The sequence below is a fragment of the Rhizobium sp. BG4 genome (assembly GCF_016864575.1).
GTDB lineage: Bacteria > Pseudomonadota > Alphaproteobacteria > Rhizobiales > Rhizobiaceae > Rhizobium.
Genome location: NZ_CP044127.1, coordinates 192,097 through 218,206 on the forward strand (window position 1 = coordinate 192,097; position 26,110 = coordinate 218,206).

Here is a 26,110-nt window from a genome sequence, read left to right on the forward strand (position 1 = left end):
GCCGCAAGCGACGTCTATGCCGTTGCTAGACGATTGGCGACGAAAGTGTTGAACTGCAGGACGTCCATCGGTCGCCCAACGAGGTATCCCTGAACCTGGTCGCAACCGGCGCAGAAGAGGGCTTCGGCTTGTTTTTCGGTCTCGACGCCTTCCGCCGTGACCGATATTCCTAGAGCATCGGCAAGCGCGACCGTCGCATTCAAGATCTTCAATCCCTTGGGATCGTCCAGTTCCACGACCAGAGATCGATCGATTTTCATCCGATCGAAACCGAACTCCCGAAGGGCACCGATGCTTGCATAGCCGGATCCGAAGTCGTCGAGGGCGAATTTTATGCCGAGCTTCCTGAGGGCTTCCATGCTCCTTTTGGCTTGTTCTGGATTGGCAATCAGCACACCTTCGGTGACCTCGAGCTCAGTCGCCGAGGATCAAAACCAGTTTCGTAAACGATGGTGATGACGTCTTCAGCGAAGCGCGGATTTTTAAGCTGGCTCGGGGAGACGTTGACCGACACGTAAATGCCATTCCACGGCATCGCCGCACCGAGCGCCTGTCTGAGCATCAGTTTGCCGAGATCATCGATGAGACCGGAACGTTCGGCAAGCGGGATGAACACCTCGGGACTTACCGGCCCTGCTTCGGTCGCCAGCGCAGGCGCCAGTCGAAGATCCGTTATGTCGAAGGTCGTTTCGAGCTGGCCGACCACGTCGGGGGTGAAAACCTCGCATAGACCAGAGTATGCAGTGTCAAGACCTCTGGACTGCTGTCGTAAGGCTGGATACGATCGGCAGCGACGACATAAAGGCCCTCTTGCGTGGGAATGAAAGCGGTGGACGCAGCCGGTTCGGTTCCCGCAGAATTTGCCACCAGGCGGAGCAGACCTGCCCCGAAGTCTTTCATCGGGTCGAACGCGATGCCCTTCTTATAGGCGCTCAAGACGCCGAGGGTGGGCGTTAAGACGACCGCGACGTCGTATAGTGGGTAATCGGCGCTGACTTTCCCCCAGTTTTCGTAGGCCCAGGCCGCACCGGCGGGCGACTGCATCTGTAAGTAGGCGTCGTCCCAGATCGCATTGTCGCGTACGGTCGCTTCAAGCCGTGATTGGAAGGACTTGATCGCCGCTCTTGCAGCTTGACCGGCTCGCGCGTCGTCAATCCAGTTGGCGTCGCGTCTCATTTCGCTGAAGGCAATCGTGAGGAGGAGGGACAAGATGACGAGGGCGGAGACGAAGGCGAGCGTGCCTAGGGCGGCCTTCGTCAAAAGGATCGGTTTTGGGAACTTTGGTAGCGGCATGAGACGATGGCTCGTGGAAACTCTCAGCACAATCTAGGCCAGGACTGCAAACATTACCTTAAGGCGCTGCGCGGTACGGTTGCGTACCGAGCGCCGGGGGTCGACCGGGCTTCGGCTGCTCATGTGGAAGCAAAGGGGCACTGCGACCTGCTCCAGAGGCCATGGTCCTGGATGATGTGAGTGCTGGTGGAAGTTAGACTTGATTGCGCAGTTTGGTAGCCATGATTGCTTGGCCATCGCATCGGCTGCTCGAAGTCGCTGGCCAGCTGTGTGGGCATCTTGTTTCAACGGATCGGCTCCCCATCTCAGATGAAACCTCGAACCTGGAGAACTCGAGATGGAAGACGAGACCGTAGACTTGACTGCCGCATCGGAGATCGAGATCCTGCCGCCGGAAGCCATATTTAGTGACATCGAGCACACCTGCATCTGCTGCGGTCGTTCGAAGTCCATTCTCGACGAAGACGGCTGCGGCATCTGCGAAGAGTGTCTAGCGCCCTGATTCCGGCATAGCGCCGCGAAGCTTGAAGTGCGCAGAAGCTACTCTCGCTTGCCGCATCGGTTTTGGCATCTGCGACACTGCACCGGCTTTCATCATATCCCCGGTTGTCCCGGAGACGATGACCTAGCGGCGTCGTCGAAGGCACTTCAAAGCAGGGGGCCGGAATCCTGACGATCGGTTTTCCTGCTGCGCGACATATCAGGAGAGATCAACCCTGTTTCGTTAGCCTCTTTGCGGCGTCTTGGACGCGCGCCGCAGCCCCTGTATCGCCAGATCGGGTTTTCTTCGAATGTCTTGTGTGCATTGCAATCGGCGACGGCGCATCGGGCATGAATGGGCGCGCATTAATGGCCGCGATCTGAGCCTGCAACCCTTCCAGTTCCGCTATGACTTTATCGAATATGTGCGTGTTCATCGCAGCATTCCCCTCGCTTCACATCAAAACGAGTTAGGGCGGCCATTCCTGAAAGCTATAGCCGACGCGCAAGGTCACCCGCCTTTGGTCGCCGCCCATCGCCATCCTCCTTGGGCCGCGTTCGACCTACCGCACCGTCGCGACGCTCCTCAAGGCTTCTCTTCACCTCGATAAAGGATTTCTGTGCAGCCGCCCGGTCAGCCGCGGTCAGTGGCGCTACAGGCTTGCCGTCGATGTCGTGCCGCATCGAATCTGGCTGCGCGCTCGCGAAATAATAGCGTTTTGAGAAAATGTAGAAGGCGGTGGCGCGCCGCAAGGCGCTTACGCCGAACTCGGGTTTCAAGCGCGTCTTGATGTGATTGAACAGGCCAAGGGAAAAGGGACGGATTGGATCGCCCGGAGCCTTCGGCAGTATGCCAATCGGCTCGCAAAGCATGGCGTTGATCGCGCTCGCCTTTTCGACATCGGCCGGCGTGGCGGCGATCGGGCCGCGGCTGACGGTCCAGGTCTTTCGCATTTCTGCCTCCGTGTGGTCGTTGGAAAAGGCTCTATACTACGAGAATATAGGACTTGTTAGGTGCGCTATGGTGAAAAGCACCTAACCCTATTGTTCCTGCACCACAAGATCCCGGTCAAGATCGGTCGATATTTCATATCGAGGTCAGAAATTGTCGGCCGCGCTTATCGAAACGCGAGACTGACTTATGCTCGCGCGACCCTGCCGCGGAAGCGGAACCATCGGTCGCGGCGCGGGTTAAGGGATGGATATAGTTAGGCGCGGCCATCGGCCGGCGCCCCAACCATCGAGACATCTCATGAAGATACTTGTTGTCTTATCACTAATCTTGATCACGGCCCTTGGATGCACCAATCGTTCTCAGGAGGGCAGCATGACCGATACAGGAATAGCGCTTCAGAATACGGCGCAGCACGGGATGTCTATCGGTCGCCAGCTCGACCGCCAGCACATGCGTTGAAACCCTCGCCGCGGAAAAATCCCGTCATTCGCTATCGCGGGGCTCTTGTACCCGCGAAAGATGTCAGGGACATCGTGGACCGCGAGGCGGTGAACCCTCTGCACTGATCATCGCCAGCCGGTGCAAGCGCAAGCGACACCCATGACCAAGCTGCCGGCTCAAGTGCACCTCTCGCTCCGCGCACGATTGGCCCACTGCCAGTCATTCCTGACGCGTCGATCACACTGGAACTTTGTCGCGTGGCGCTTCTTATCTCTTCCAAAGACACTGTCATGGCCACCGGCACTGCCAAAAGAGGTGCGTTGGCCCAATCTGCAGGAGACACGATGACATATTCGACCCCTGTGTCACTCACCATCAATGGCGAGCGGCATGAGCTTGACGTTGACAACCGGACGACGCTTCTCGACCTCCTGCGCGAACACCTGCACCTCACCGGGACAAAAAAGGGTTGCGATCATGGGCAGTGCGGCGCCTGCACCGTGCATGTCGGTGGCCAGCGTATCAATGCCTGTCTTACGCTCGCCGTGATGCACGAAGGCGACGATATCACGACAATCGAGGGACTGGGGAGACCCGGTCAACTCCATCCGATGCAGGCCGCATTCCTCAAACATGATGGCTTTCAATGTGGGTATTGCACGCCTGGCCAGATCTGCTCGGCCGTCGCCGTACTTGAAGAGATCCGGGCCGGCATCCCAAGCCACGTCACCGAAGAGCTGACGAGACCACCCGGCCTTACTGATGCGGAGATTCGCGAGCGCATGAGTGGCAACATCTGCCGCTGCGGTGCCTATTCCAACATCCTGGAAGCGATCGAAGAGGTCGGAGGGATCAACCCATGAGACCGTTCACCTATGAGCGCGCTAGCTCTGCATCGTCCGCTGCAAGGGCGGCTGCGGAAAATCCCGAGGCGAAATTCATTGCCGGCGGGACCAATCTGCTCGATTTGATGAAGCTTCAGATTGAACGTCCCGCCCATCTGATTGACGTCAACGGACTTGGGCTTGATGAGATTCAACCGACGCAGGCAGGCGGTCTTCGGATCGGAGCGCTGGTACGCAACACCGCACTAGCCTCACACGAGGTCGTGCGTCGCGATTACGCTCTTCTGTCGCGAGCGCTGTTGGCAGGAGCATCCGGTCAGCTTCGAAATAAGGCAACCACCGCAGGCAACCTCTTGCAGCGCACGCGCTGTCCCTATTTCTACGATCCGCACCAACCCTGCAACAAGCGCCAGCCCGGCAGCGGCTGTTCGGCGATAGGCGGCTTCACCCGCCAGCATGCAGTCGTTGGCATCAGCAATGCCTGCATTGCCACGCATCCGAGCGACATGGCGATCGCCATGCGCGCGCTCGACGCTGTCGTCGAGACTGTCAAGGCAGACGGCGCGGTTCGCGCAATACCAATCGGTGAATTTTATAGGCTTCCGGGCGAGACGCCCCACATCGAAACCGTTCTCGAGCCCGGCGAGTTGATCACAAGCGTTGTCCTGCCGGCTCCAGCCGGCGGCAGCCACATCTACAGGAAGGTCAGAGACCGTGCATCCTACGCATTTGCGCTTGTTTCGATCGGTGCCGTCATTCAGCCCGATGGCAGCGGTCGCGTCGCCGCCGGTGGCGTCGCCCACAAGCCATGGCGTGTCGAGGACGGGGACAAGGAACTTAAAAACGGAGCCAAAGCCGCTGCCGCCGCCTTGATGGCAGATGCCCGCCCGACCGAACAGAACCGCTTCAAGCTCGAGCTGGTAGAGCGAGCGCTCGCAGCCGTCATTGCGCAGGCAAGGGGATAATCATGCAGTTCGACAAGCCGGCAACCACCAATCCGATCGACCAGCTCAAGGTGGTGGGCAAGCCGACCATAAGGATTGACGGCGAGCTGAAGACCACGGGTAAGGCGATTTATGCCTATGAGTGGAACGAGCCGAACGCGCCTTACGCGTATGGATACCCCGTTGGCGCAGCGATCGCCAAGGGTAAGGTCCGGGCGATCGACGCCAGCGACGCACGCAAGGCGCCCGGTGTGCTCGGCATCGTCACGACGCTCGATGTGGGTGACCTCGACAAGGGCAAATACAACACCGCCACGCTCTTTGGCGGCGCCGAGATTCAACATTATCATCAGGCTGTCGCCGTGGTGGTCGCCGAGACATTTGAACAGGCGCGCGCGGCTGCCACTGACCTGAAAATCGACTATGAAGCGGAGGCCGGTACCTTTGACCTGCGGGCTGCTATGGCGTCGGCACAAAAGCCCGACGAGTCCACTGAACCGGATACCGCAGTTGGCGACTTCGAACGGGCGTTCCGATCGGCACCCGTCAGCCTCAATGAAACCTATACCACACCAGACCAGTCCCATTCGATGATGGAGCCACATGCGTCGGTCGCCTCATGGGATGGAGACCAGCTCACCGTCTGGACGTCGAGCCAAATGATCGACTGGTGGCGGAGCGACCTCGCAACGACGCTCGGCGTGGACAAGGAAAAGGTTCACCTTATGTCAACCTTCGTCGGTGGCGGTTTTGGTGGCAAGCTGTTCCTGCGCGCTGACGCCGTCCTCGCCGCCTTCGCGGCAAAAGAGGTTGGTCGCCCGGTAAAGGTTGCTCTCCCACGCCCGTTGATGCCCAACAATACGACCCACCGGCCGGCAACCATCCAGCGGATCCGCATCGGCGCCGAGCGCGACGGTAAGATTACCGCGATCGCCCACGAGAGCTGGTCCGGCGATCTCAAAGGCGGCGGCCCCGAAACTGCGGTCAATCAGACAAGGCTGCTCTACGCTGGAGCCAACCGCATGACTGCCATGCGGCTTGCCGCGCTCGATCTGCCAGAAGGCAATGCCATGCGCGCTCCCGGTGAAGCGCCAGGCCTCATGGCCTTGGAGATTGCAATCGACGAAATGGCCGTGAAGCTCGCAATGGACCCAGTCCAATTTCGCATGGTCAACGATACCCAGGTCGATCCGGAACATCCCGATAGACCGTTCTCTCATCGCAATCTGATCGGCTGCCTGGCCCTGGGAGCCGAGCGCTTCGGGTGGCACAGGCGCCCCGCGACAGCTTCGCGCCGGGAGGGAAACTGGCTTGTCGGGATGGGCGTCGCAGCTGCCTTCCGCAACAATCTCGTCATGCCTTCGGGCGCGCGGGTGAAACTGGATAGCGACGGCATCGTGACGGTCGAGACCGACATGACTGATATCGGCACCGGAAGCTATACGATCATAGCGCAGACGGCCGCGGAAATGATGGGTGTCGGGATCGACAGGGTCAGAGTCCGATTGGGAGACTCACAGTTCCCGGTGTCCGCCGGATCCGGGGGCAGTTCGGCGCCAACTCATCGACGTCAGGCGTCTATGCGGCCTGCGTGAAGTTGCGCGAGGCGGTGGCGAGCAAACTCGGTTTCAACTCCGATGACGTGGTGTTCGAGAACGGCCAGGTCCGGTCCGGCAATCGCACGGTGGCGCTCGCGGAGGCAGCGGGAGACGGTTTGGTTGGCGAAGATACGATGGAATGGGGTGACCTCGCCAAGACGCATCAGCAATCGACCTTTGGGGCTCATTTCGTCGAGCTTGGGGTCGATGCCTTTACCGGGGAGACGCGGATCCGTCGTATGCTTGCCGTTTGTGCCGCCGGGCGGATCCTCAACCCTATCACAGCCCGAAGCCAGGTCATCGGCGCAATGACCATGGGGGCCGGTGCTGCATTGACCGAGGAGCTCGCAGTCGACACACGTCGCGGCTTTTTCGTCAATCATGATCTGGCGAGCTACGAAGTGCCGGTTCACGCCGACATTCCTCATCAGGACGTCATTTTCATGGACGAGACAGATCCGATGTCATCACCGATGAAGGCCAAGGGCGTCGGAGAACTCGGCTTATGCGGTGTATCGGCGGCCGTCGCCAATGCAATCTTTAACGCGACAGGCATCCGCGTCAGGCAGTATCCGATCACCCTCGACAAGTTGATCGCCGGTCTGCCAGTCGTCGCCTAGTCGCTCGCGTCGCGGTCCACCCTGTTACCGGATGCAAGGCCCCAGACGGCCTTTCGTTTCATGAGATTATCGGCCCCTGGTGGCGCGTAGCCCGGGCTGCGGCGCAGAGTGTGCGCCAACGCACCTACGGATTGAAAAAATCTGTGTGCCTGGCAAGAAATATTTGCGCGTGCATCTTCCACAGACGAGATCTGCCGTTAGATTTCGTCGCGTGTCCGGGCGAGGGGTCTTCCGGGTGCCTCCCGTCATGACAAGAATGCCCCGCGAATGCCAATGAGGTTAGAATGACTGACGCGCGTATGCCGGATCGATCGAAACCAACGCTCGGTCTCGACCCTGCTGTCGCTCTTGGTCTGGCAGGCGCAGTGCTCTTCTTCCTTCTCAACGGGTTCGTATCGTTCTTCAATCTGCAGGCACTGGAGGATGGGAACGAACGGGTTGTCCAGACGCATGTGGCCATCGTTGCGCTCGACGAGTTGCTATCGCAGATACAGGATGCAGAGACCGGCCAGCGCGGCTTCCTCCTGACAAACACTGAGACCTACCTCGCACCTTACAATGAGGCGCTGCGCGCGATCCCGCGGCAGCTCGATAGGATCGGCGAACTCACGGGAGGCAATCCCGGGCAGAGCCAGAGACTGGCGACGTTGAAACAGCATGTCGATGCGAAGCTTTCCGAACTTGCCCAGACGATCGATCTGCGCCGTTCTCAAGGTCTCGAAGCAGCGCTTGCGGTTGTCAACGCCGACAGCGGCAAGCAGGAGATGGACGCGATCCGCGCTCAGATCGCTGCCATATCAGGCGCAGAAGCTGACATACGCCTGAAGCGCTTCGTGGAAATGAAACAGGCACAGCAACGCGCTTTGTTGAGCACGGTTTTTGCCGTTGCTCTCGGCCTGGTCCTGACAGCGACGATCGGCTTTCTGGTTCGCAGGGCCACGCTTGCGCGACGCCGGGACCAGTGGCTGCAGTCCGGTGAGGTCGGGCTTGCCAGTGCGATGATGGGCGATCAGGAGATCGCCAAACTGGGCAACAGCATCCTGGATTATCTTGCCCGCTACTCCGGCGCAGTGGCCGGCGCCATCTTTTCTGGCGGCGGCGACACCTTCCACAGACAGGCGCTCTACGGCGTGGGTGACGCCGCCAGCGTTCGCTCGCAATTCAGGTTGAGAGAGGGGCTGCTCGGTCAGGCGGCTGCCGAAAACAGGGCAATCGTTGTCGATGATGTCCCGGACGGCTACCTCACCTTCAGTTCCGCTCTCGGTGCACACAAACCAAAGCACCTGGTAATTCTGCCAGGAAGCGTCGCTGGCGCCGTCAATTCCGTGATCGAACTCGGCTTCCTGCACCCGGTCGACGAACGGATCGTCGCCCTCCTGGAACGGGCATCCGAAGCCGTTTCCATTGCCGTCAGGTCGGCCACATACCGCAGCGAATTGCAGGATCTCCTTGAAGAGACACAGCGCCAGTCCGAAGAGCTTCAGACCCAAAGCGAGGAACTGCGGGTTTCGAACGAGGAACTGGAGGAGCAAAGCCGGGCGCTGAAGGAACAGCAGTCGCGGCTGGAGCAGCAACAGGTCGAGCTCGAACAGACGAATTCCCAGCTCGAAGAGCAGGCCCAGCAACTGGAAACCCAGCGCGACGCGCTGGAACGCGCCAATGTCGCCGTCGGTCTGAAAGCGCGCGAACTTGAGCAGGCGAGCCAGTACAAGTCTGACTTCCTTGCAAACATGTCGCATGAACTGCGCACCCCACTCAACTCCTCGCTCATTCTGGCGAAGCTTCTTGCCGACAATCCGCAAGACAATCTGACCGACGAGCAGGTCAAGTACGCACGCACGATCCAGTCCTCTGGCAACGACCTGTTGAACCTGATCAACGACATCCTTGACCTTTCGAAGATCGAGGCCGGACATGTCGAGATCAGGCCCGAGACGGTCACGCTTGAACGGCTGGCCGGCAACCTCCGGCAGGTCTTCCAGCCGTTGGCTGCAGACAAGGCGCTTGCCTTCGCCATCGAGGTCGACAGCGCCTGCCCTGCCGTCATCGAGACCGATCCGCAACGCCTTGAACAGGTGCTCAAGAACCTGCTTTCAAATGCGATAAAGTTCACCGAGGAAGGGCAGGTATCGCTGTCAATCCGCCGCGCGGCGGGCGGGCAGGTGACGTTTTCCGTTTCCGATACGGGGATCGGGATCGCCAGCGAGCAGCAGCATACAGTCTTCGATGCCTTTCACCAGGCCGACGGCACGATCAGCCGCCGGTTTGGCGGCACCGGGCTTGGGCTGTCGATCTCGCGTCAGCTTGTCAGGCTTCTTGGCGGAGCGATCGATTTGGAGAGCACGCTCGGAAAGGGGAGCACGTTCACGGTGACCCTGCCCGAACAATACGATCCGGCCAAGGTGACACCGCGCGATATGCGTCCCGCCACAGCCGTTGAACCGATCATTGCCGCTGTCAGGGAGCCTCCCGCGGCGCCCCAAAGGCCGATCCGCCGCGTCGAGGACGACCGCCATTCGCTCGACGAGACAAAGCGTGTCCTGCTGGTCGTCGAGGACGATGATGCCTTTGCATCGATCGTCCGTGATCTGTCGCGGGAAATGGGCTTCCAGACCATCGTTGCCGGAACTGCCGAGGAAGCGGTGACGCTTGCAAAGGACTTGAAGCCGAGTGCCATCGTCCTTGACATCGGGTTGCCGGATCAATCAGGGCTTGCGGTGCTCGACCGGTTAAAGCAGGACGTTCAGACACGCCATATACCGATCCACGTCGTATCCGGCAGCGACCATCTTGAAACCGCCTATTCACTCGGCGCGGTCGGTTACTTGATCAAGCCCGTCAATCGTGATCAGCTTGTCGATGTGCTCCAGAAGTTCGAAGCCCGGTTGTCCCAGGGTGTTCGTCGCGTCCTGATCGTCGAGGATGATCCGGTGCAGCGCGAGGCTGTTGCGCGACTGCTCGCCTCGCACGACGTCGAGACGGTGACAGCAAGTACGGCGGCCGAATGCCTCGACCGGCTAAGGCAGGAGACGTTCGATTGCATGGTCATGGATCTGACGCTCCCCGATGCGTCCGGATATTCCCTCCTGGAGACCTTGAGCCAGGAGAGCGCCTACGCATTCCCGCCGGTCATCGTTTATACCGGTCGTGAGTTGTCCGCGGACGACGAGCAGAAGCTCAGGCGCTATTCCAAGTCGATCATCATCAAGGGTGCGAAATCCCCCGAGCGGCTGCTCGATGAAGTGAGCCTCTTCCTGCACCAGGTGATCTCCGAACTGCCGGCCGAACGGCAAAAAATGATCCGTCAGGCGAGGCACAGGGACGCGCTTCTTGAAGGCCGGCGGATCCTCGTTGTCGAGGACGATGTGCGCAACGTCTATGCTCTCACCAATATCCTGGAACCGCGGGGAGCGATAATCGAAATTGCACGCAACGGCCGGGAAGCGCTCGAAGCTCTGGAAAAATCCGCAGCGCAAGCCGATGGCGGCATCGACCTGGTGCTGATGGATGTGATGATGCCGGTCATGGACGGCCTGACGGCGACCCGCGAGATCCGCAAGAATGCCGCTTGGAAGAAACTGCCGATCATTACGCTGACGGCCAAGGCCATGCCGGACGACCAGGAGCGCTGCATCGAAGCGGGCGCAAATGACTATATGGCAAAGCCGCTCGACGTCGAGAAGCTTCTGTCGCTGGTACGGGTCTGGATGCCGAAATGACGCTTGTACCGATCCCCGAGAAGGTCGAGGACATCGAGATCAGGTTGCTGCTCGAAGCCCTGTTTCTGAAGTACCACTACGATTTCCGCAGTTATGCCTTTGCCTCCATCAAGCGGCGCCTGAAGCAGGCGCGCGAGCAGCTCGGGCTGGCGACTTTCTCAGCCATGCAGGAAAGCCTGCTTCATGATCCGGAAATGGTCGGGCAACTCTTGCGCTACCTGACGGTACAGGTGAGCGAGATGTTTCGCGATCCCTCCTATTTCAGGGCGATCCGGGAAAAGGTCGTTCCACATCTGCGCACCTATCCATCGATCAAGCTATGGGTTGCCGGCTGCAGCGGCGGTGAGGAGCTCTACTCCATGGTCATCCTTTTCAGGGAAGAGGGGCTGGAAGAGCGCACGCTGTTTTACGCCACCGACATCAACCAGGACGCGTTGAAAACGGCGGAAGCAGGCGTCTATCCCTTGGACCGCGTCCCCCTCTTTACCGAAAACCACCGCAAGTCCGGGGGAAAGTCCTCGCTTTCGGATTATTACCAGGCAGCCTACGGCCGGGTCACCTTCGACAGGACATTGCGCCGCAATGTCGTATTCGCGGACCATAGTCTGGTAACCGATGCCGTTTTTGCCGAGATGCACCTCATCTCCTGCCGCAACGTCCTCATCTATTTCGATCGAAACCTACAGGACAGGGCACTTGGCCTCTTCAAGGATTCGCTCGCCCGCAAGGGTTTTTTGGGGCTTGGTGCCAAGGAGAGCCTGCGCTTCTCGCCTCAATCCGGCGCCTTCAGAGACTTCGTCCGTGAGGAGAAAATCTACCAAAGGCAGGGAGAATGAGCGCGATCAGGCCGCAAGCCGTGGTAATCGGAGCGTCGGCAGGTGCACTTGAGGCGCTTTCGGCGATACTGCCACTCTTGCCTGTCAGCTTCCCTATCCCGATCCTAGTGGTTGTTCACCTCCCGCCGGACAAGCGCAGCGTCATGGCCGAACTCTTCCGCGCCAAATGCAGCCTGCGCGTCGAGGAGGCCGAGGACAAGCAGCCGATAGAGCCAGGCACGATCTATTTTGCGCCGCCCGACTACCATCTCCTCGTTGAATTCGATAAGACCGTGTCACTATCGAGCGATGAGCCGGTCCTGTTTTCCAGGCCGTCCATCGACGTTCTGTTCGAGAGCGCTGCCGATGCCTATGGGCCGTCTCTTATTGCAATCGTGCTGACCGGCGCCAACCATGACGGCGCAAAGGGTTTGCAGGCGGTCGGCGCTGCCGGCGGGATCGCCCTCATCCAGGACCCGCTTACGGCTTTCGCATCCGCCATGCCTGAAGCAGCTATCGCAATGTGTCCCGCGGCGCATGTCATGTCGATTGCAGCGATCGGCGAATTTTTAAAAGAGGTTTAGATCACTTGTTGGCGCCCGTCCCATTTCTCCTCGTCGACGATCTTGAGGAAAATTTGCTTTCCCTGGAGGCGCTGCTGCGGCGCGACGACCTCCTGCTTCTCAAGGCCCGATCAGGCGACCAGGCGCTGGAGATCCTGCTGCAAAACGATGTAGCGCTGGCGCTGGTCGACGTGCAGATGCCGGGCCTTAACGGCTTCGAGCTCGCCGAGCTGATGCGTGGAAACGAAAGGACCCGGCGCATCCCGATTATCTTCGTGACTGCTGGTACGACAGACGGACAGCGCCGGTTTCGGGGCTACGAGGCCGGAGCGGTCGACTTCATCCAGAAGCCCATCGAGCCAGACATCCTGCGCAGCAAGGCCGAGGTTTTCGTCGAACTCTATCGTCAGCGACAACAGCTGGCAGCGCAAAGGGACGAGCTCGCCCTTCAGGCCGAGGCTCTCAGGCAAGCAGCCGGGCACAAGGACGTGCTGTTGCGGGAGATCAATCACCGGGTCAAGAACCTGTTCAGCATCACGGCCGGGCTGATCTCGCTCAGCGCCCGGTCGGCCACCAGCGCCGCCGACCTCGAGAGCGACCTCAGGTCGCGCATACAGGCACTTGCCAGCGCTCATGACCTGACGCTGCCCGAACTTGGAAGCGGCGACGGGATCAGCTGGGCTGATACAACCGTAAAGGCGCTCCTGGAAGCGATCGTTGCTCCCCATGAAAACAGGCAGAAAGCCAATATCGCGATCAGCGGAGCGGACGCTCCGCTGCGCGGTAACGCGCTGACCTCGCTCGCGCTCCTTCTCCATGAGCTGACGACGAATGCCGCCAAGTATGGCGCGCTTTCCACGCCCTCGGGACAGCTTTCGATCGACGTTTCGATGTCCGAGGGTGTCCTTCATCTCAGGTGGGTCGAGCAAGGCTCGCCCGAGATGACTGGTCCCACGGATCGGGAAGGCTTCGGGACGACGCTCGAAAGAGCCGCGCTCAAAGGTCTGAATGCGGCAATCGAGCGAAAATGGGCCGGCGACGGCGTTTCGATTTCACTCGAAATTCCTGCGTCAGGCCTGATAAAATAACCGGCAATGCAGCCGGCAGTCCGCAGTCTGGCCCGCTTGCAAGTTTGGCTTGCTCGCATATGTCATAACCGTTGCCGAATAACATCTGGGAAATCGCTTGAACAAAGTCCGGCCAGCGCTCCTTCTCCTCAGCGCCTCCCTCATACCGGTCATCATCCTGGCCGCGGGAATGGAGTGGTTCTTCGTGACCGAGCAACGACGGTCGCTCGATGATGACGTTCGGTTACGGGCCGACACGATCGCCGCGACGGTCCAGCGCGAGCTCAATACCCAGATACAGCTCCTGTCAGTGATCGCCGACTCGCCAAGGTTCGATCTTCCGGTTTCTCGCTCAAGCTTTGCAGAGACGGCGCGCCGGCTGCGTGAACGGGTGCCGGGATGGGAGCAGATCCGCGTATCAGACCAGGACGGTAATGTCGTTCTCTCGCTTCCCCCCTTGGATGCATCGGCAAGCCGGCGTATTGTTGATGTCGAGAGTTACGAAAGGCTACTCAAAACGGGCGAGCCGGTCATTGGGAACGTCGTTGTCGGTCCGAAGGGCAGGGCGGCTTTCGCTATCCGCGTCCCTATCGAAAGAAGAGGCAAGCTTCAGGCTGTGCTTTCCGCGGTGATCGGCCCGCAGACCGTTACCGAGCTGCTGGCCGCGACCGGTCTTCCCGGCACCTGGCCGGCATGGATCGTCGATGGGCAAGACCGGCTGGTTGCCTCGACCGGCGCGCCCGCACTCTCAGGCAGGCCCGGCGACGAATTCGCAAGTTTTACCGGCACCAGCTTCAGCAACGCAGTGTTGGCGTCCGGGGGGACCCTCAGGGCTGCCGAGGCACCACTTGCAGAGACACCCTGGCGCGTGAGGGTCGGCATCCCCGCCGAGGAATATGATCGACTGGCCAACAAGGCCTGGATGCTGCTGATTGCTGGCGCATGCGTGACGCTGTTGCTGTCAGGCGCTGGGGCATTCCTGCTGCTGCGGGAAATCGATGCGCGAAATCGCGAACGCGAGAGCATCGCCAACTGGCAGCGAATGGACGCACTCGGCAAGCTTACGGGGCAGGCTGCTCATGACTTTAACAATCTCCTGATGGTCTTCCAGTCGGGGGTCGAAGGCATCAAGCGGCGCAGAGGCGACGAGCAGCGCGTTACGCTTTTGCTCGGCCACATGGCCGACGGCGTCACCAAAGGCAAGGCGATCACCCAACGCCTTTTGTCATTTTCCAGGCGATCCAACCAGGGTGCGACGCATGTCGAACTCGACGAGAAACTCGCTGCCATCAAACCGCTTCTTCGCCAGGCTCTTAATGACACGGTCACGCTGGATTTTGAACTCCATGATGACCTCTGGCCCGTTCACGTGGATCCGGCCGGGCTTGAGATTGCCCTTATCAACCTCCTGACCAATGCCAGGGAAGCGATGCGGGATGGAGGAAGGGTGACGATCTCGGCCAGGAATGTCGCCGAGGCCGGCCTGGAAGATGCGCGGCTTCGTGGCGCCTTCGTGGCGCTGACTGTCACAGACGCAGGCAAGGGCGTCGACGCGGCAAACCTGGTGCGGGTGTTCGAGCCCTTCTTCTCGACGAAGGAAAACGGCCAGGCCGGTCTCGGGCTCACTCAGGTTCATAGTTTCGCCCTGGCAGCCGGAGGCGCGGTCAAGGTCTCCAGCCTGCTCGGACATGGCAGCGCCTTCACACTCCTTCTGCCGAAATCCGATGCGCCAAAGACCTCCAGACAGAACAAGCCTTCATCGGCAGAACTCGCCAAAGTCATCCTGATTGTCGACGACACGCCCGCATCGCTTGAGTCGGTCCGTCTGGGGCTGGAAGGTCTCGTCGCGACGATCTTCACGGCCGGGCGAGGCGCTGAGGCGCTCGAAATCCTTGATCGTCATCCAGAAGTCGAGGCTATCGTCAGCGACATCATGATGCCGCAGATGTCCGGGATCGAGCTTGCCGAAACGATTGGACGCAGCCATCCCCGCCTCCCTGTCGTGTTGATGACCGGTTACAGCGACAAGCTGGAATCAGGAGCCGAAGTGATGCGGCCGGTCGTCGCCAAACCGTTTCGGACCGAAGACCTGGCAGCAGCCCTGGCAGCCGAGCGATCAAGGATCGCTCAATCAGCCAACGTCGTCCGCTTGGACAGTGTGTTGAAAACGTAGCCAGAGAGCTCAGGGTTCAGGATCTCCTGCAGGCCCTGAGGCAAGAAAGGCCGCCTGGTGTCTGGCGGCCTCCCTTGGCACTAGTTGTACGGGGAAATGCATTCGGCGCGCACACCAGCGCGCGGCACGTAGGTGTTGTCGGATGCACGATAGGTGCGGTAGCGCTCCGAGCACCACTGCACATGGCGGCTGGAACCTGCATAGGCTCGGGGCGCCGCGAGAGCGCCGCCGATGATTGCGCCGGCACCGAAAGCGGCAAGCGGGTACCAGAAACCGTCGCTGTGGCGGCGATAGCCTCGGTGGTACGAGCGATAACCGCGATGTCCATTATACCATCCACGCCTCACGGGGCGGCGAAATTGGACGTCTTCTAGGTTGCTGATCTGTGTCTGCTTCACAACCGGAACCGGCATCGCCGCAGCGGGAAACATCGTCGTCAGGGTCAGTGCGCCGCTGAGGGCAGCAAGGAGCAATGGTTTTGCAATTGTCTTCATTCTCGGATCCTTCAAAGGTCAACGAAAGGCGAACGGTCGTCGCCAGACGTTGTTCCTGGCACACGAAACTGTGAAAATGGCGAAATGCCTGGGAGGGCGATGATAAGGTGAGCAACACCGCAGACCTGAAAGCCGTCGATCGAGTGTGCGATCATCTGAATTTGGGTTCGCGCCGAGCGTTGTGGAGCAGTTCGCTTGCAGTTGCAAAAGATCCGAACAGTTCCAACAGCCGCTGCCGCTCCCTCTCGTCGATGCGATGCCGGTCGCAAAATTCGGCGACGGACCAAACCCGCGTTAAAGCATCGCTGGTTACGTTCTTCGGCTCGACATATTCCATTCTGCACACTCCTGCAAAATTCGGGGCCTGCCTCAGCGCGTCGGACGACGGTGGAGAGAAAGGCGTTTCTCGCGCAGATGTTGCAGTGCGGAAAATGATCAAGTGCCTGATCAGGATAATTTTTTGCCGTTTGGATGGGTACGTTCATTCTCGTGATTTGCCGCGCAAATTATAGGCTCCTTGCCTGGATTTGAGGCGCCCAGGTGAGGCCATCTGATGCTGCCGCTGCTTCATATGCGGCGGTCCCCGGGGGCAGCTGCAAGTTTTCGTTGGCCCACTACCTCCGGGGCCCTTGGTTGGAGGGACTTCTCCGCACCTTGCCGTTCGGCTGGAGAACCCCAATTTCTCCGGATGATAGACAGGATCGGCATCGTCAAACTGATGCCAACAATGAGACCGGCTGATATGGTAAAGCAAAGCGACCTGAAAAATAAAATGCTAAGGGCACTGACAGCGGAGGATTTCGGTCTGCTTGAACCTTATCTCGAACCCGTGAGGCTGACGAGTGCATTCCGGATTGCCGAACCGCGCAAGACGCTAGAGCACGTCTATTTTCCCGAGAGCGGCATTGGCTCGGTGCTTGCCGTGGCCGCCACTGGAACCGCGACGGAAGCCGGGATGTTCGGGCGCGAGGGCTTTGTACCGACCGCGACAATTATCGGCGATAACGAGGTCCCCTATCTGATCGAAATGCATGTTGCCGGATCCGGTTACCGGATTCCCATCGACCACATGAGGAAGGCTACTCTCCAAAGCTCGACCTTGCAGATACCTTTCATCAAGTACATGCATGTGTTTGCCACGCAGGTATCCTACACCTCGCTTGCCAATGCGAAGTTTCGGCTGGAACAGAGGCTGGCGCGCTGGATCCTCATGTGTCACGACCGGCTACGCGCCGACGTCATGGAGATCACGCACGACTACATCGCGCTGCTGCTTGGCGTGCGAAGGCCGGGCGTCACAACCGGTCTTCACCTGCTGGAGGGACTTCACCTGATAAGATCAACGCGTGGTGCAATCGAAGTCCTTGATCGTGAAGGCCTCGAAGCCTATGCAGCAGGCTCCTACGGTATCCCCGAAGAAGAATTCGAACGTCTGATTGGTGAAGCAAGCTAGTCCAGTTTGAGGACGTCGCGAAACCACACGGTCGCAACGACTTCGTTTGCTTCGTCGGCGATCTCGTAACGCATGCCGTCGATGCGGTCGTCGTTAAGAACCAGTTCAGCCACCATTTCGCGCGCAGAACGAACCGCCTCCTGGTGAGCTGCGGCAACATCCGGAAAGTCGCTGCCTTCCTTGTCGATCTCGTCGAAAGCCTCTGATTTGACGTTGAAAAAGTAGCGCATGCCGGTCTCCTTTCGTGTGACAACGGCGATCGAAGGTACCGGTTCCACCATTTTCCTGCCGCGATCGTCTTGGCGCAGCTCCGGAGCTGCGATGAGTGCGATCTGCTTGGGTTTACGCCAGAAAGCCGGCGCGCATTCATTCTTGTCAGCCATCCAAGTTCGACGCGTCGCCATCAGTGGCGGGCTGACGGGTGTCGCCTCCTTTTTCCTCGGCGATAGGGTCAGCTTCGCCCGATATGCGGCGCGCCGTCTTTCGACTTGGTTTATCAGGTCTTCCTCGCGTCATTCCTTTAGAATGGAGCGGTCAAGCATGTCCTCGACCACTTTCGGATCCGGTCATGAAAGATAATCTTACGGGCCCGGCGATTGAGCCCGTCCAGTTCCCGTTCCGGCACGTGGAAGTCGTCCGTCCGGCAGCAAGCAATGACGGTCAGTAGATGTATTGGTCGGATGTCCTGGATCTCGCGCGTAGTACAATTTTTCCTGTCGCAAGATCGAGCGACTTCATTCTCGCAGCGGGAATCCGCACCCGGAGTTCGAGGAGGACACTTAGGCGCCAACCGCCGACCCCATGCTGAAAGATGGGATGCTGCATAGTACTCGTCAGCAATCGGAACCGGGTCAAGAAGCCCGCCGTTCGATCTTGACAGGGCGGGTATCCGCCTCAGGAGGTACCACTGGGACCGGGTTTTTGCTCCCGTCGGCCTTATCGGCCGGGCTTGCCAGCACTCAAGCCAGACTTGCCGATTGGCACGAGCTTTTCTTTCTCATCCGGCCGGGGCGCCATGCCGCGCTGCTCGCTTGATTCCCTGATCGGTGGCTCCAAGCCAGGGCTTGTTTCCGGCAGCTCTGCTCGCTTGTTGCTGTCTTCCGTCATCTCAAAACTTCCTTTCCACCGCGCAGCCGCGAGGCGGCGAACTCGCTCGTCCGTCGCTCCCGGCAGCGCAATTAAACGCCTATCAGGCGCCGCGGGCCTGTTCGGAATGGCGGCCCTCTGCAAATTCTTCGACGATCTTCGCAACGACGCTGTCGATCTGATAGCTGCCATCGGGGACCCGATCGCTGTTGTTCGTCTGGCCCTTTCCCGTTTCGATGCCGATGACCGTTACGGACGCACCTGCCGCCTCCACGGCCCCCTTCGGCTTGACAAATTCCGGCTCTTCCGTCCCGCGCGGCGCAATGAGAATGGCGATTTTCTTCCCGGCAAGGGTCATGGTTTGAGTTCCGTCTTTTGTGAGTTGTGACAGAAGTGTCGCAGCACTAACAAGCAAGCGGCTGCGATGTTCCGCAACCCTTCTGCCGACGCGCACTTGAGTGCATCTTTTTTTCCTGATGTGCGTTTACCGCCCGCGTCCATAAGAGGAACTACGAATTTGCTGGTGACGGAAGAGACATTCGCGACATTGGGGGTGGCGGAAAAGCAGGCGTTGTTGGAGCGGCTGGCGATCACATTGGAGCGAAATGCACGCTGGGCAGCCGATGAGGGGGACGATGGGCTCGAGACGGTTATGGCATCGGTCGGCAAAGCACTGTCCTCAGTCGCGAGTGATCTTGCCGTCAATGATCCTGAACTCGCGAAAGACGTGGTCACACGCGCTCTCGCCCTTATGACGACATTCCATGCGCTTCATCCAGACTATCCTGTCGGTCCGGCCTTTCAATCTTGAGTGACGGCGTCGACCGGTAAGAGTTCAGGCTTGCCGGCCGGCAACTTTCGATGCCGGAGCGGCCGTGCCGTCATCGGCGCAGCAATGTTCCTCCGCTCGAGCATAGGTTAAGCGCTTCGGATCGAAGTATCCGCGACGCGCCGGAAGCGGCCAGTTTGTTCAGATGGGCTGCGTGACCCTTGTCGTAGACAACGCAGGACAGGATCAAAAACCCCGCCGCCACGCTCCGCGGACTTGTCACTCAAAGGTCGATCAAGGCGATCCCGAGGTCGTCGTGTTTGCGGCGGCGGAAACCGGTTGCGCTCTCGCGGATGACGATTTCGAATGTCGGATGAACGATACCGCTTATGAAATGACCGCCTTTGGTCGACCCGTCCTCGAAACCAAGAACGACGTGCAAATGCAGGCTTGCATGACCGTCGTCTCCGATCGCGATGTCGCCGATCGCGCTCAATACTTCCGCCTGCCGGTCGACCACAATCTCCTTGTACCTGCGTGTCGTGAAATCGAAAAAACCGAGGGTGGCGGAACTGAATGCTCCAATCGCGGTCAACGACGCCCCTGCGATGCGCTTATCTTCCGCAAAGCGAGTGATGGCCTGGAAAGCCTCGTCGCCATCGGCGACGACAGCAACCCAGTTGCGTTCGCTCCAGGGATTGGTATCGCCGAGATCCTTGCTTTTCATGATATCGTCTCCTTCATAGATCGGCCTTTGCCGAGTGTGGCATTAACCCTTGGCATCAGAAGGGAGTTCCAGTAGTGGGACGATCCGAGCAAAGCCAGAAACTGGGCGGCACATGCCACCGCGCCCTTCGAACGCAATTGCCTCATCGACCTTGGGCGCGAGGAAAGCGCAAGGTGGCTTTACGAAATGACGAAAGCGTTTTTGCATGGTCGCTTCCTGTCAGTTGAAGCGATCGATCCGGTCTGAAACCGTACGGAAGGCGCCCGTTCGGGAGAATTTATGCTCGGCTATGGAACCAAGTTCACCCGCAATACGTTCGTTGCCCGCCGCAGACGGAGGGAGATCGATCAATGACCGGTAATCGAAGTGAGTGGATCGCCGCACGTGCCTATTCTCTATGGGAGCAGGCCGGCCGGCCTTTCGGGCAGGATGATCTCCATTGGCACCAGGCGGTGCTCGAACGCGAGCTTCTTGAGCATACCCAGGCATCGCCAGATGGTCGCGAAGTGCTTGATCGCGTGCGCGCGCCTGCCGCGATCGAGGACATGGCTGAGCGCAGTATCCTGGTTGTCGAGGACGAAAGCCGCCTGCGCTTCGATATTGTCGACTTCCTCGACCGCGCCGGTTACCGGACGCTTGAAGCTGCCAATGCCGACGAGGCGCTGGTGCTACTCAAGACCAACCGGATCGACACCCTCTACACCGATATAGATATGCCCGGCAGTATGGATGGCCTCGGCCTGGTTGCGCGGGTCCGGTCGCAATGGCCAGCGACCCGGGTTATCGTGACCTCAGGTCTCGTGAAGCTTTCGCACGACGATGTCGAGGCCGGCGTGACTTTTGTCGCTAAGCCGACGGCGGGACTGGAGTTGCTGAAGCTCATCGCCTGAACTCGGTGAAGACGAAAACTGCCTATTTCGCTTGCTGTGGTAGTGCTGTCGCTTCAGGAATGGTTTCGCCCGCCGACTGCACGGAAGGATTCGAAGGCCTGCCAGAGAGGGTAAAGATCACGCCAGCTATCAGGCCCAGTGAAAGAAGCGCGCCGAGATAAAGAAGCATTCCCCGCACGGCGGGCTTCGAAGATTCGGACATTTTTTTTCTCCATTGAATAGACTGGCGCCTTCTGTCAGCCGGGCGCTGGTTGCGCCTATGTCACGCGCAGCGTACTGGTCAAGCGCGGCGAATGTCAGTTGCTGTTCGCTTTCGATGTGCAAGCTGTGCAAAGACGTTTTCGGCACTTTCTTGTCGCAACCGTGCATGGCCGCCACCCATCACAGTTCAAAGCTAACGAGATGGTGCAAGTTGGGTTCCACGCTTCCAGACGGACCATGCGGACGAGACCGTCGATCCGGTACGAAACCGTACCAACCGCCTGTTTTCAATCAAAAAACCGTGTGGTTTCGTGGTCATTTTCTAAACCCGACCTAGTTGCTGGACTAATCGTAGGAGGGATCAATGCGTGTTTTGATTATCGAGGATGAGCCAATCATCGCTCTTGAGCTGGAGCGGATCGTTCGCGACGCCGGGCACGAAGTCATAGGGTCGGTTGTCACGCTGGAACAGGCTCTCGCCCACGCTCCGCGCGCCGAGGCGGCGCTTGTCGATCTCGGCCTGGCGGACGGTGCCAGCGGCTCAGCTCTTGGGCGGCGGCTTATGGACCGCTTTCATATCAAGGTCATCTTCGTGACTGGCAGCCCTAAAGAAGTGGGAAGCGGATTATCCGGCTGTATCGATATCGTTGCCAAGCCGTTCAGCGACGCGCGAATTTCTGCGAGCCTCAGAAAGGCCGCCGTTTCCGGTCCCGTTGCGGCCTAGCAGGCGTCATGAACCATTTGTGGTGCGGTGCGATGGTGCAAATGACTGGATTTGGATCACGCGTCGAACCGAACAAGGCCTCTGGGAACGGAGGTATTAACCTTGCCGCTGCGACGATCCGCAGCATAGCGGATCGCATCGCCGAGATCCCTGTCGGGCACCGGCTTTTGCATTACACCGATCGCGCCCGGCACGCCGCCACGTAGCGCGCCGGGGTCACTTGTCATGAACAGGACGGTGACGTTCGCATCGACGAGCGTCTTTCCGAGAATTGGTCCGGTCGGGCCATCCTCCAGGTTGACATCGACGAGCGCCAACTCCGCATCATGAGACAGCATCAGTGCCTGGTACATGTTGCTGGCGATGCCGATCGTGCGGTGTCCAAGCTCTTCGACCGTATCCTGAAGATTGAGGGCAATCAGCGGCTGGTCTTCGACAATAAGCACGTTGTAAGCCATGTCGCACTCCCTTCAAGCACATAGGGCTCTCATCGGCTGCACAGCTACCGCGCCGACCCTGCGGCCAGCATGTCGGCGCGTCCGCCCGTCAATCTCGGTGCTCAGGCATCTCTTTCAGCTGATCCTTCGTCCAGGCGGTGAGGGCGTGCACGTCGCCGTCCTCGTCACGCATGAATTCAAGATCACCGACCGGCACCGACACCGGCTTGGCGCCTATTCCAAGGAAACCACCCACATCGATGACAACGCTGGTCGCCGTGCCGCTTCCGTGAACATGATCAACCTTGCCGATCTTGTGATCGTCGGCGCCATAAACGGTAGCGCCTTCAAGAACAGCTGGTGTTAGCTCGTCGGCGGTCAGCCGGACATGATTTGCATGCTCCATTGTTGCATCTCCTTAAGTTGCGTTGAATGAACCCTTATCGCGTCGGCTTTGTTCCATGGCAAATCGAGGCAGGCTGAAAGCGGTTTTCGGCACTCATCAGGGCAATGCGTTTTCTGCGACGTTGACCTCGGACGGTTCTTAATCCTGGGAGTGGTCCTGGCTGTTACTCAGGCGGCTGCTGGCAACAAAAGCATGTTCCGCGTGACCTGGACCAGGCGGGCATTGTCATCGATGAAAATGGAAGGCGCAGCCCCAGCAAGGGCATATGAGGCGCAGACCAGATTATCTGAAATTCACAAGCGCCGCGTTGTCGGACCCGTCCAGAGTTGGCGCAGTGAAGGAGCGCCGCGACCATCAGCTACCTAGGTGTAGGGTGACATCACCGGCCCGCCAGACGACTGGACAGGACCCATTTGTGATGATCTGGCCTCTCGTAAATGCTGACGGGTCAGACAAGCGGCCTTTTCCTAACGCCTGATACAGCGCCGCTGATCAACAACCGATTAATGACAGTCCCTAGTCCTGCTCTCGCGTTCCAGGCGCCGCCTCGCGTTCCTCATGATCTTCGAGGTCTGATGTTACGATGAGACCGTCGGAGCGCTGACGCACAGCCTCACGCATGGCCTTGAACTTGAACCCGTCATCGCCGCGGTCGGCTGGCTGACCTCCGGTGTTGCCGTCGATGACGCCCTCACCGTCGACGTCAAGCGAACCTTGATTTTTTGGGTCTGTCATTGATAGCGCCTTTCAATTTATCTGCCTTGGAACCCGGGAGCCTTCTACCGCTCGATCCGGGACTGAGACGTACAGCGGCCGGACATGGTTGTTCTCCGCGATGCGAGCTGTCTCAAACCGGTGGCCTTTGCCTATCGTGCTGACTGGCCGCTGGCCGCTCATCATCGCGGGTATCTCCGCTAGGGGCTTGAGTAAACACGTTCCTCATCACCGAGCTCGCGTTCGACCCCTGTCTTAACTCCGCCATCTCCTGAGGGTTCCCACTTCGATGGGCCAAATTGAAGTCACTGGCGCCGCCAGGGGACGTTCCCGGAACAAATCCCGCGCACCGACGGTTATGGAAACGAGCTCCCGAGAATGGTGAACATGCCCCGATTTTTCTTCAACATCCGCAACGGTGACGATTATATCGCCGATCCCGATGGCACCGAGCTCGCAGATCTCGACGCCGCGGTCGAGGAAGCCTTAACAGGCGCTCGCGAACTCTTGAGTGAAATTGTAAGGCTCGGCAAGCTTGTCGATGGACAAAGCTTCGAGATCACCGACGAAACGGGAGCTGTCGTGCGGGTCGTGCCCTTCAAAGATGCGGTCAGGTTTTCCTGATCCTGCTCCATTCAAGCTCTTAGCGACTTTCTCAGCCTGTCTTTGATGTCTTCTCCTATCGTCGAGGCGAAGATCCAACCCAATTTAGTCAACTCGATGGTTCACGTTGTTGCCGAAGCTCAGGCTGTTGCCCTCACGGTTGTTGCTCGACATTGCAAACCGGCAGGAAAATCGGCGATAAACCGTCAAGCCCACGCCCGCTGGATTTTAAAGACACTCCATTTCCCCATGCGGCAGGACCGGGCAGGGCCGATCTGCTTCAGTCTTGAAGGGAGGTACGGAGGGAAGGCACTGCGGACCGCCGGTCGACTACGGTTTGTACGATTTCAACCAGCTGTGAGTTTTGGCCGCAAACCGCTTGTGCGCCTTGAACTTTCGCCTATCGTGGATCTTGGCGATCTGACGCCGATGAGGGGAACATGAACACCACCTGTTGGCCCAAGGCGCCTCTGGTCGAGGAGGATGTCGACTGTATCGATCGCGTCCTGCGCGGTTGGTGCGCGCGCCGTGGCTTGGCAATCACCGATGACGCGAGCAGCCTTAAGGCCCGAGAGCTCATCGGATGGTATGAGTTTGGCATTCGCAGTCCGGCCGAGCTTGCGCGTCTAATCGAAGATGACGGGCTATAGCTCATACCCTTTTTTGCTCAGCGAGTGCTCGGGATCGACTTCGTCACGTCCTTAAGCGATGGGCTGCGCACGATTCGGTAGCGCGCCTCGATCAAATTGTAGATGCCGAATGCGGCCAGACCAATTGCGACTGCCGCATAAAGGATGCCGCCGAACGGGAGGTGACGGACCCATTCAAGGGCGTCGGCCATGCTCCCCGCTTCATCAGGATTAACATGGATGCCAGCGAAAACGAACAGCATGCCTGTGACCGCAAAGACTGCGCCACGTGCGAGCAGACCATAGATACAAATCCATGAAGCTGCAGACCGTTCGTCCAGCCTGATGTAACGTCTGAACTTTCCGGTGACACCCTTGAGCGCGGTCATGCCCCCGCCAACAATGAAACCGACGCCGACGGCGATCGCTAGGTAGGAGCCGAATGGCTGCGACATGATCCATCCCGCTAAGCCCTTTTCTCCAGAACCTCCACTCGTGCCGCCGACCGCAAAGGCGTGACCGAGTGCATAGGCAGCAAGACCGATATAGGTGATCGCACTGCCAAACAGGGCTGAGCGAATGATCATTGCCTTTGCGTCGCGCCCATGCCGATCCGCATCGGCTAGGGATTGTGCGAGTCGCCATGCGACAAAGCCCAGCAATCCAATCCCGATAAGGCCGACCCACACGCGGCCAAAAGGTTGCTGCAGCAGCGTTGAGAGTGCTGATTTCGTCTCAGGAGTGCCGCCGGTGAGACCCGAAAATAGCGCCAGTCCCGCGACGAGAAGGAAGACGAGACCCCGTGCCGCATAGCCGGCTTTCGCCAGAAGCGCGAACCGGACGTGATTTTTCATTTTTGTTTGCTCCTGGCTTATAGATGCTGTCACGTCATAACGCGCAACGGCATCATGAGTTCGGTCTCGCTGTTTCCAACAGAGCTTCTCCGCAACGACTGAGCGTCTGGGGCTTACCGTTCGCGGTCTAAGGCCTATATCCAGGTTCTACAGAAAGCGGGAGCACCAATTGAGCGACGACGACTTGCGTCAGACTTTGATCGAGGGCGGCGAGGCAGGGGCGCGAATATGTCGACAGCCCCGCTTGGCCCGATTGCTGCCTGGCCGCGCAGTCTTGGATGCCGCACTTCGCGCAACGATGCAGGCAGTTTCATCCAGACGGGATACATGATGATCAGATGGCTTTTGCAAAGCGCGACCGGTAGCCCAGCCCTTTTTTCGTCAGCTTGAACCGCGCAGCTTTAACGTCGTCGTTCCATTGGACGAGGCCCAGTTCGACAGCTCGCAGGCCGGTTTTCAGCCCAACGCCACTCGGCGGCGAGATGTACTCTGTCTGGTTCAATCCTTCCAATAGAATCAGAAGCCTGGCATTTTTTATCGGTGGCATGATAGCACGACAACTCCGCCTTGCATGCGCCTATGCTACACCAAGATGAGACGACGGAGGGTG

The 26,110-nt window shown here is 59.2% G+C and carries 26 protein-coding genes and 3 pseudogenes; 14 read left to right on the forward strand and 15 right to left on the reverse strand.

The window, feature by feature from the left end; translation table 11 throughout:
• Positions 1-14: 14 nt before the first annotated feature.
• Positions 15-706, reverse strand: a pseudogene (locus tag F2982_RS31760) (EAL domain-containing protein).
• A complete protein-coding gene (locus tag F2982_RS31765; RefSeq protein ID WP_246777730.1) occupies positions 673-1,293 on the reverse strand; it encodes a CHASE4 domain-containing protein in 621 nt (206 codons plus the stop codon). The pseudogene F2982_RS31760 and the gene F2982_RS31765 overlap by 34 nt, the downstream one beginning before the upstream one ends.
• 337 nt (positions 1,294-1,630) lie before the next feature.
• Here F2982_RS31765 and F2982_RS28560 point away from each other — a divergent pair, with 337 nt between their 5' ends.
• Positions 1,631-1,795 (forward strand): hypothetical protein, encoded by a 165-nt coding sequence (locus tag F2982_RS28560; protein WP_203431510.1) that lies wholly within the window; start codon positions 1,631-1,633, stop codon positions 1,793-1,795.
• Positions 1,796-2,265: 470 nt separating this feature from the next.
• Here the strand turns inward: F2982_RS28560 and F2982_RS28565 are convergent, their stop codons facing one another.
• Positions 2,266-2,727, reverse strand: coding sequence for a ProQ/FINO family protein (locus F2982_RS28565; RefSeq protein ID WP_112720337.1), 462 nt, complete (start codon positions 2,725-2,727; stop codon positions 2,266-2,268).
• Positions 2,728-3,381: 654 nt separating this feature from the next.
• Between F2982_RS28565 and paoA the strand changes: the two genes are divergently transcribed.
• The 8 genes and pseudogenes from paoA (at position 3,382) to F2982_RS28605 (ending at position 15,513) form a co-directional block, all read left to right on the forward strand.
• Positions 3,382-4,032, forward strand: a complete 651-nt coding sequence (gene paoA / locus F2982_RS28570; RefSeq protein WP_203431618.1) for an aldehyde dehydrogenase iron-sulfur subunit PaoA — start codon at positions 3,382-3,384, stop codon at positions 4,030-4,032.
• Complete coding sequence (locus tag F2982_RS28575; RefSeq protein WP_203431511.1) at positions 4,029-4,979, forward strand: xanthine dehydrogenase family protein subunit M; 951 nt, start codon at positions 4,029-4,031, stop codon at positions 4,977-4,979. Before paoA ends, F2982_RS28575 begins: the two co-directional genes overlap by 4 nt.
• Positions 4,980-4,981: 2 nt before the next feature.
• Positions 4,982-7,176 (forward strand): annotated as a pseudogene (gene paoC, locus F2982_RS28580) (aldehyde oxidoreductase molybdenum-binding subunit PaoC).
• A gap of 284 nt (positions 7,177-7,460) precedes the next feature.
• Complete coding sequence (locus F2982_RS28585; protein ID WP_203431512.1) at positions 7,461-10,895, forward strand: response regulator; 3,435 nt, start codon at positions 7,461-7,463, stop codon at positions 10,893-10,895.
• On the forward strand, positions 10,892-11,731 hold the full coding sequence (locus F2982_RS28590) for a CheR family methyltransferase (RefSeq protein WP_112720342.1): 840 nt from the start codon (positions 10,892-10,894) through the stop codon (positions 11,729-11,731). The genes F2982_RS28585 and F2982_RS28590 overlap by 4 nt, the downstream gene beginning before the upstream one ends.
• The gene (locus F2982_RS28595) at positions 11,728-12,294 is read left to right on the forward strand and encodes a chemotaxis protein CheB (protein ID WP_112720343.1); all 567 of its coding nucleotides are present in this window, start codon (positions 11,728-11,730) and stop codon (positions 12,292-12,294) included. Before F2982_RS28590 ends, F2982_RS28595 begins: the two co-directional genes overlap by 4 nt.
• A gap of 5 nt (positions 12,295-12,299) precedes the next feature.
• A complete protein-coding gene (locus F2982_RS28600; RefSeq protein WP_246777731.1) occupies positions 12,300-13,361 on the forward strand; it encodes a response regulator in 1,062 nt (353 codons plus the stop codon).
• Between the two features lie 97 nt (positions 13,362-13,458).
• Positions 13,459-15,513, forward strand: coding sequence for a cache domain-containing protein (locus tag F2982_RS28605; RefSeq protein WP_246777732.1), 2,055 nt, complete (start codon positions 13,459-13,461; stop codon positions 15,511-15,513).
• Between the two features lie 80 nt (positions 15,514-15,593).
• Here the strand turns inward: F2982_RS28605 and F2982_RS28610 are convergent, their stop codons facing one another.
• Positions 15,594-15,926, reverse strand: a complete 333-nt coding sequence (locus F2982_RS28610; RefSeq protein ID WP_246777759.1) for a BA14K family protein — start codon at positions 15,924-15,926, stop codon at positions 15,594-15,596.
• 232 nt (positions 15,927-16,158) lie between these two features.
• On the reverse strand, positions 16,159-16,344 hold the full coding sequence (locus F2982_RS28615) for a hypothetical protein (RefSeq protein WP_203431514.1): 186 nt from the start codon (positions 16,342-16,344) through the stop codon (positions 16,159-16,161).
• A gap of 405 nt (positions 16,345-16,749) precedes the next feature.
• Between F2982_RS28615 and F2982_RS28620 the strand changes: the two genes are divergently transcribed.
• A complete protein-coding gene (locus F2982_RS28620) occupies positions 16,750-17,460 on the forward strand; it encodes a Crp/Fnr family transcriptional regulator (protein ID WP_203431515.1) in 711 nt (236 codons plus the stop codon).
• Here F2982_RS28620 and F2982_RS31770 read toward each other — a convergent pair.
• The 3 genes and pseudogenes from F2982_RS31770 to F2982_RS28635 form a co-directional block, all read right to left on the reverse strand.
• Positions 17,457-17,843 carry a hypothetical protein gene (locus F2982_RS31770; protein WP_246777733.1) on the reverse strand — a complete coding sequence of 129 codons (387 nt, stop codon included), beginning with the start codon at positions 17,841-17,843 and terminating at the stop codon, positions 17,457-17,459. The genes F2982_RS28620 and F2982_RS31770 overlap by 4 nt on opposite strands.
• Positions 17,844-18,396: 553 nt before the next feature.
• Positions 18,397-18,567: a hypothetical protein gene (locus F2982_RS28630; RefSeq protein WP_203431516.1), complete on the reverse strand. Its 171-nt coding sequence runs from the start codon at positions 18,565-18,567 to the stop codon at positions 18,397-18,399.
• Between the two features lie 151 nt (positions 18,568-18,718).
• Positions 18,719-18,904: pseudogene (locus F2982_RS28635) on the reverse strand (protease); the annotation flags it as partial.
• A gap of 66 nt (positions 18,905-18,970) precedes the next feature.
• Between F2982_RS28635 and F2982_RS28640 the strand changes: the two are divergent.
• Positions 18,971-19,357, forward strand: coding sequence for a hypothetical protein (locus F2982_RS28640; RefSeq protein ID WP_246777734.1), 387 nt, complete (start codon positions 18,971-18,973; stop codon positions 19,355-19,357).
• Between the two features lie 241 nt (positions 19,358-19,598).
• On the opposite strand, the gene F2982_RS28645 is transcribed toward F2982_RS28640, so the two are convergent.
• Entirely contained in the window at positions 19,599-20,042 is a 444-nt protein-coding gene (locus F2982_RS28645; protein WP_148194894.1) for a PPC domain-containing DNA-binding protein, read from the reverse strand.
• Positions 20,043-20,392: 350 nt separating this feature from the next.
• Between F2982_RS28645 and F2982_RS28650 the strand changes: the two genes are divergently transcribed.
• The gene (locus F2982_RS28650; RefSeq protein WP_203431517.1) at positions 20,393-20,932 is read left to right on the forward strand and encodes a response regulator; all 540 of its coding nucleotides are present in this window, start codon (positions 20,393-20,395) and stop codon (positions 20,930-20,932) included.
• Positions 20,933-20,954: 22 nt separating this feature from the next.
• Here F2982_RS28650 and F2982_RS28655 read toward each other — a convergent pair whose 3' ends face one another.
• Entirely contained in the window at positions 20,955-21,134 is a 180-nt protein-coding gene (locus tag F2982_RS28655; protein ID WP_112720348.1) for a hypothetical protein, read from the reverse strand.
• Positions 21,135-21,497: 363 nt separating this feature from the next.
• On the opposite strand from F2982_RS28655, the gene F2982_RS28660 reads away from it, so the two are divergent.
• The gene (locus tag F2982_RS28660) at positions 21,498-21,857 is read left to right on the forward strand and encodes a response regulator (protein WP_112720349.1); all 360 of its coding nucleotides are present in this window, start codon (positions 21,498-21,500) and stop codon (positions 21,855-21,857) included.
• Between the two features lie 56 nt (positions 21,858-21,913).
• Here F2982_RS28660 and F2982_RS28665 read toward each other — a convergent pair whose 3' ends face one another.
• From F2982_RS28665 to F2982_RS28675, 3 genes are all read right to left on the reverse strand, one after another.
• Positions 21,914-22,315 (reverse strand): response regulator, encoded by a 402-nt coding sequence (locus F2982_RS28665; protein ID WP_203431518.1) that lies wholly within the window; start codon positions 22,313-22,315, stop codon positions 21,914-21,916.
• Positions 22,316-22,403: 88 nt separating this feature from the next.
• The gene (locus tag F2982_RS28670) at positions 22,404-22,700 is read right to left on the reverse strand and encodes a PRC-barrel domain-containing protein (RefSeq protein WP_203431519.1); all 297 of its coding nucleotides are present in this window, start codon (positions 22,698-22,700) and stop codon (positions 22,404-22,406) included.
• 516 nt (positions 22,701-23,216) lie between these two features.
• A complete protein-coding gene (locus F2982_RS28675; protein WP_203431520.1) occupies positions 23,217-23,435 on the reverse strand; it encodes a hypothetical protein in 219 nt (72 codons plus the stop codon).
• Positions 23,436-23,801: 366 nt separating this feature from the next.
• On the opposite strand from F2982_RS28675, the gene F2982_RS28680 reads away from it, so the two are divergent.
• Positions 23,802-24,038, forward strand: a complete 237-nt coding sequence (locus tag F2982_RS28680; RefSeq protein WP_112720399.1) for a hypothetical protein — start codon at positions 23,802-23,804, stop codon at positions 24,036-24,038.
• 646 nt (positions 24,039-24,684) lie between these two features.
• Here F2982_RS28680 and F2982_RS28685 read toward each other — a convergent pair.
• Entirely contained in the window at positions 24,685-25,500 is an 816-nt protein-coding gene (locus F2982_RS28685) for a DUF1206 domain-containing protein (protein WP_203431521.1), read from the reverse strand.
• Between the two features lie 334 nt (positions 25,501-25,834).
• Positions 25,835-26,047, reverse strand: coding sequence for a hypothetical protein (locus F2982_RS28690; protein WP_112720355.1), 213 nt, complete (start codon positions 26,045-26,047; stop codon positions 25,835-25,837).
• Positions 26,048-26,110 lie beyond the last annotated feature (63 nt).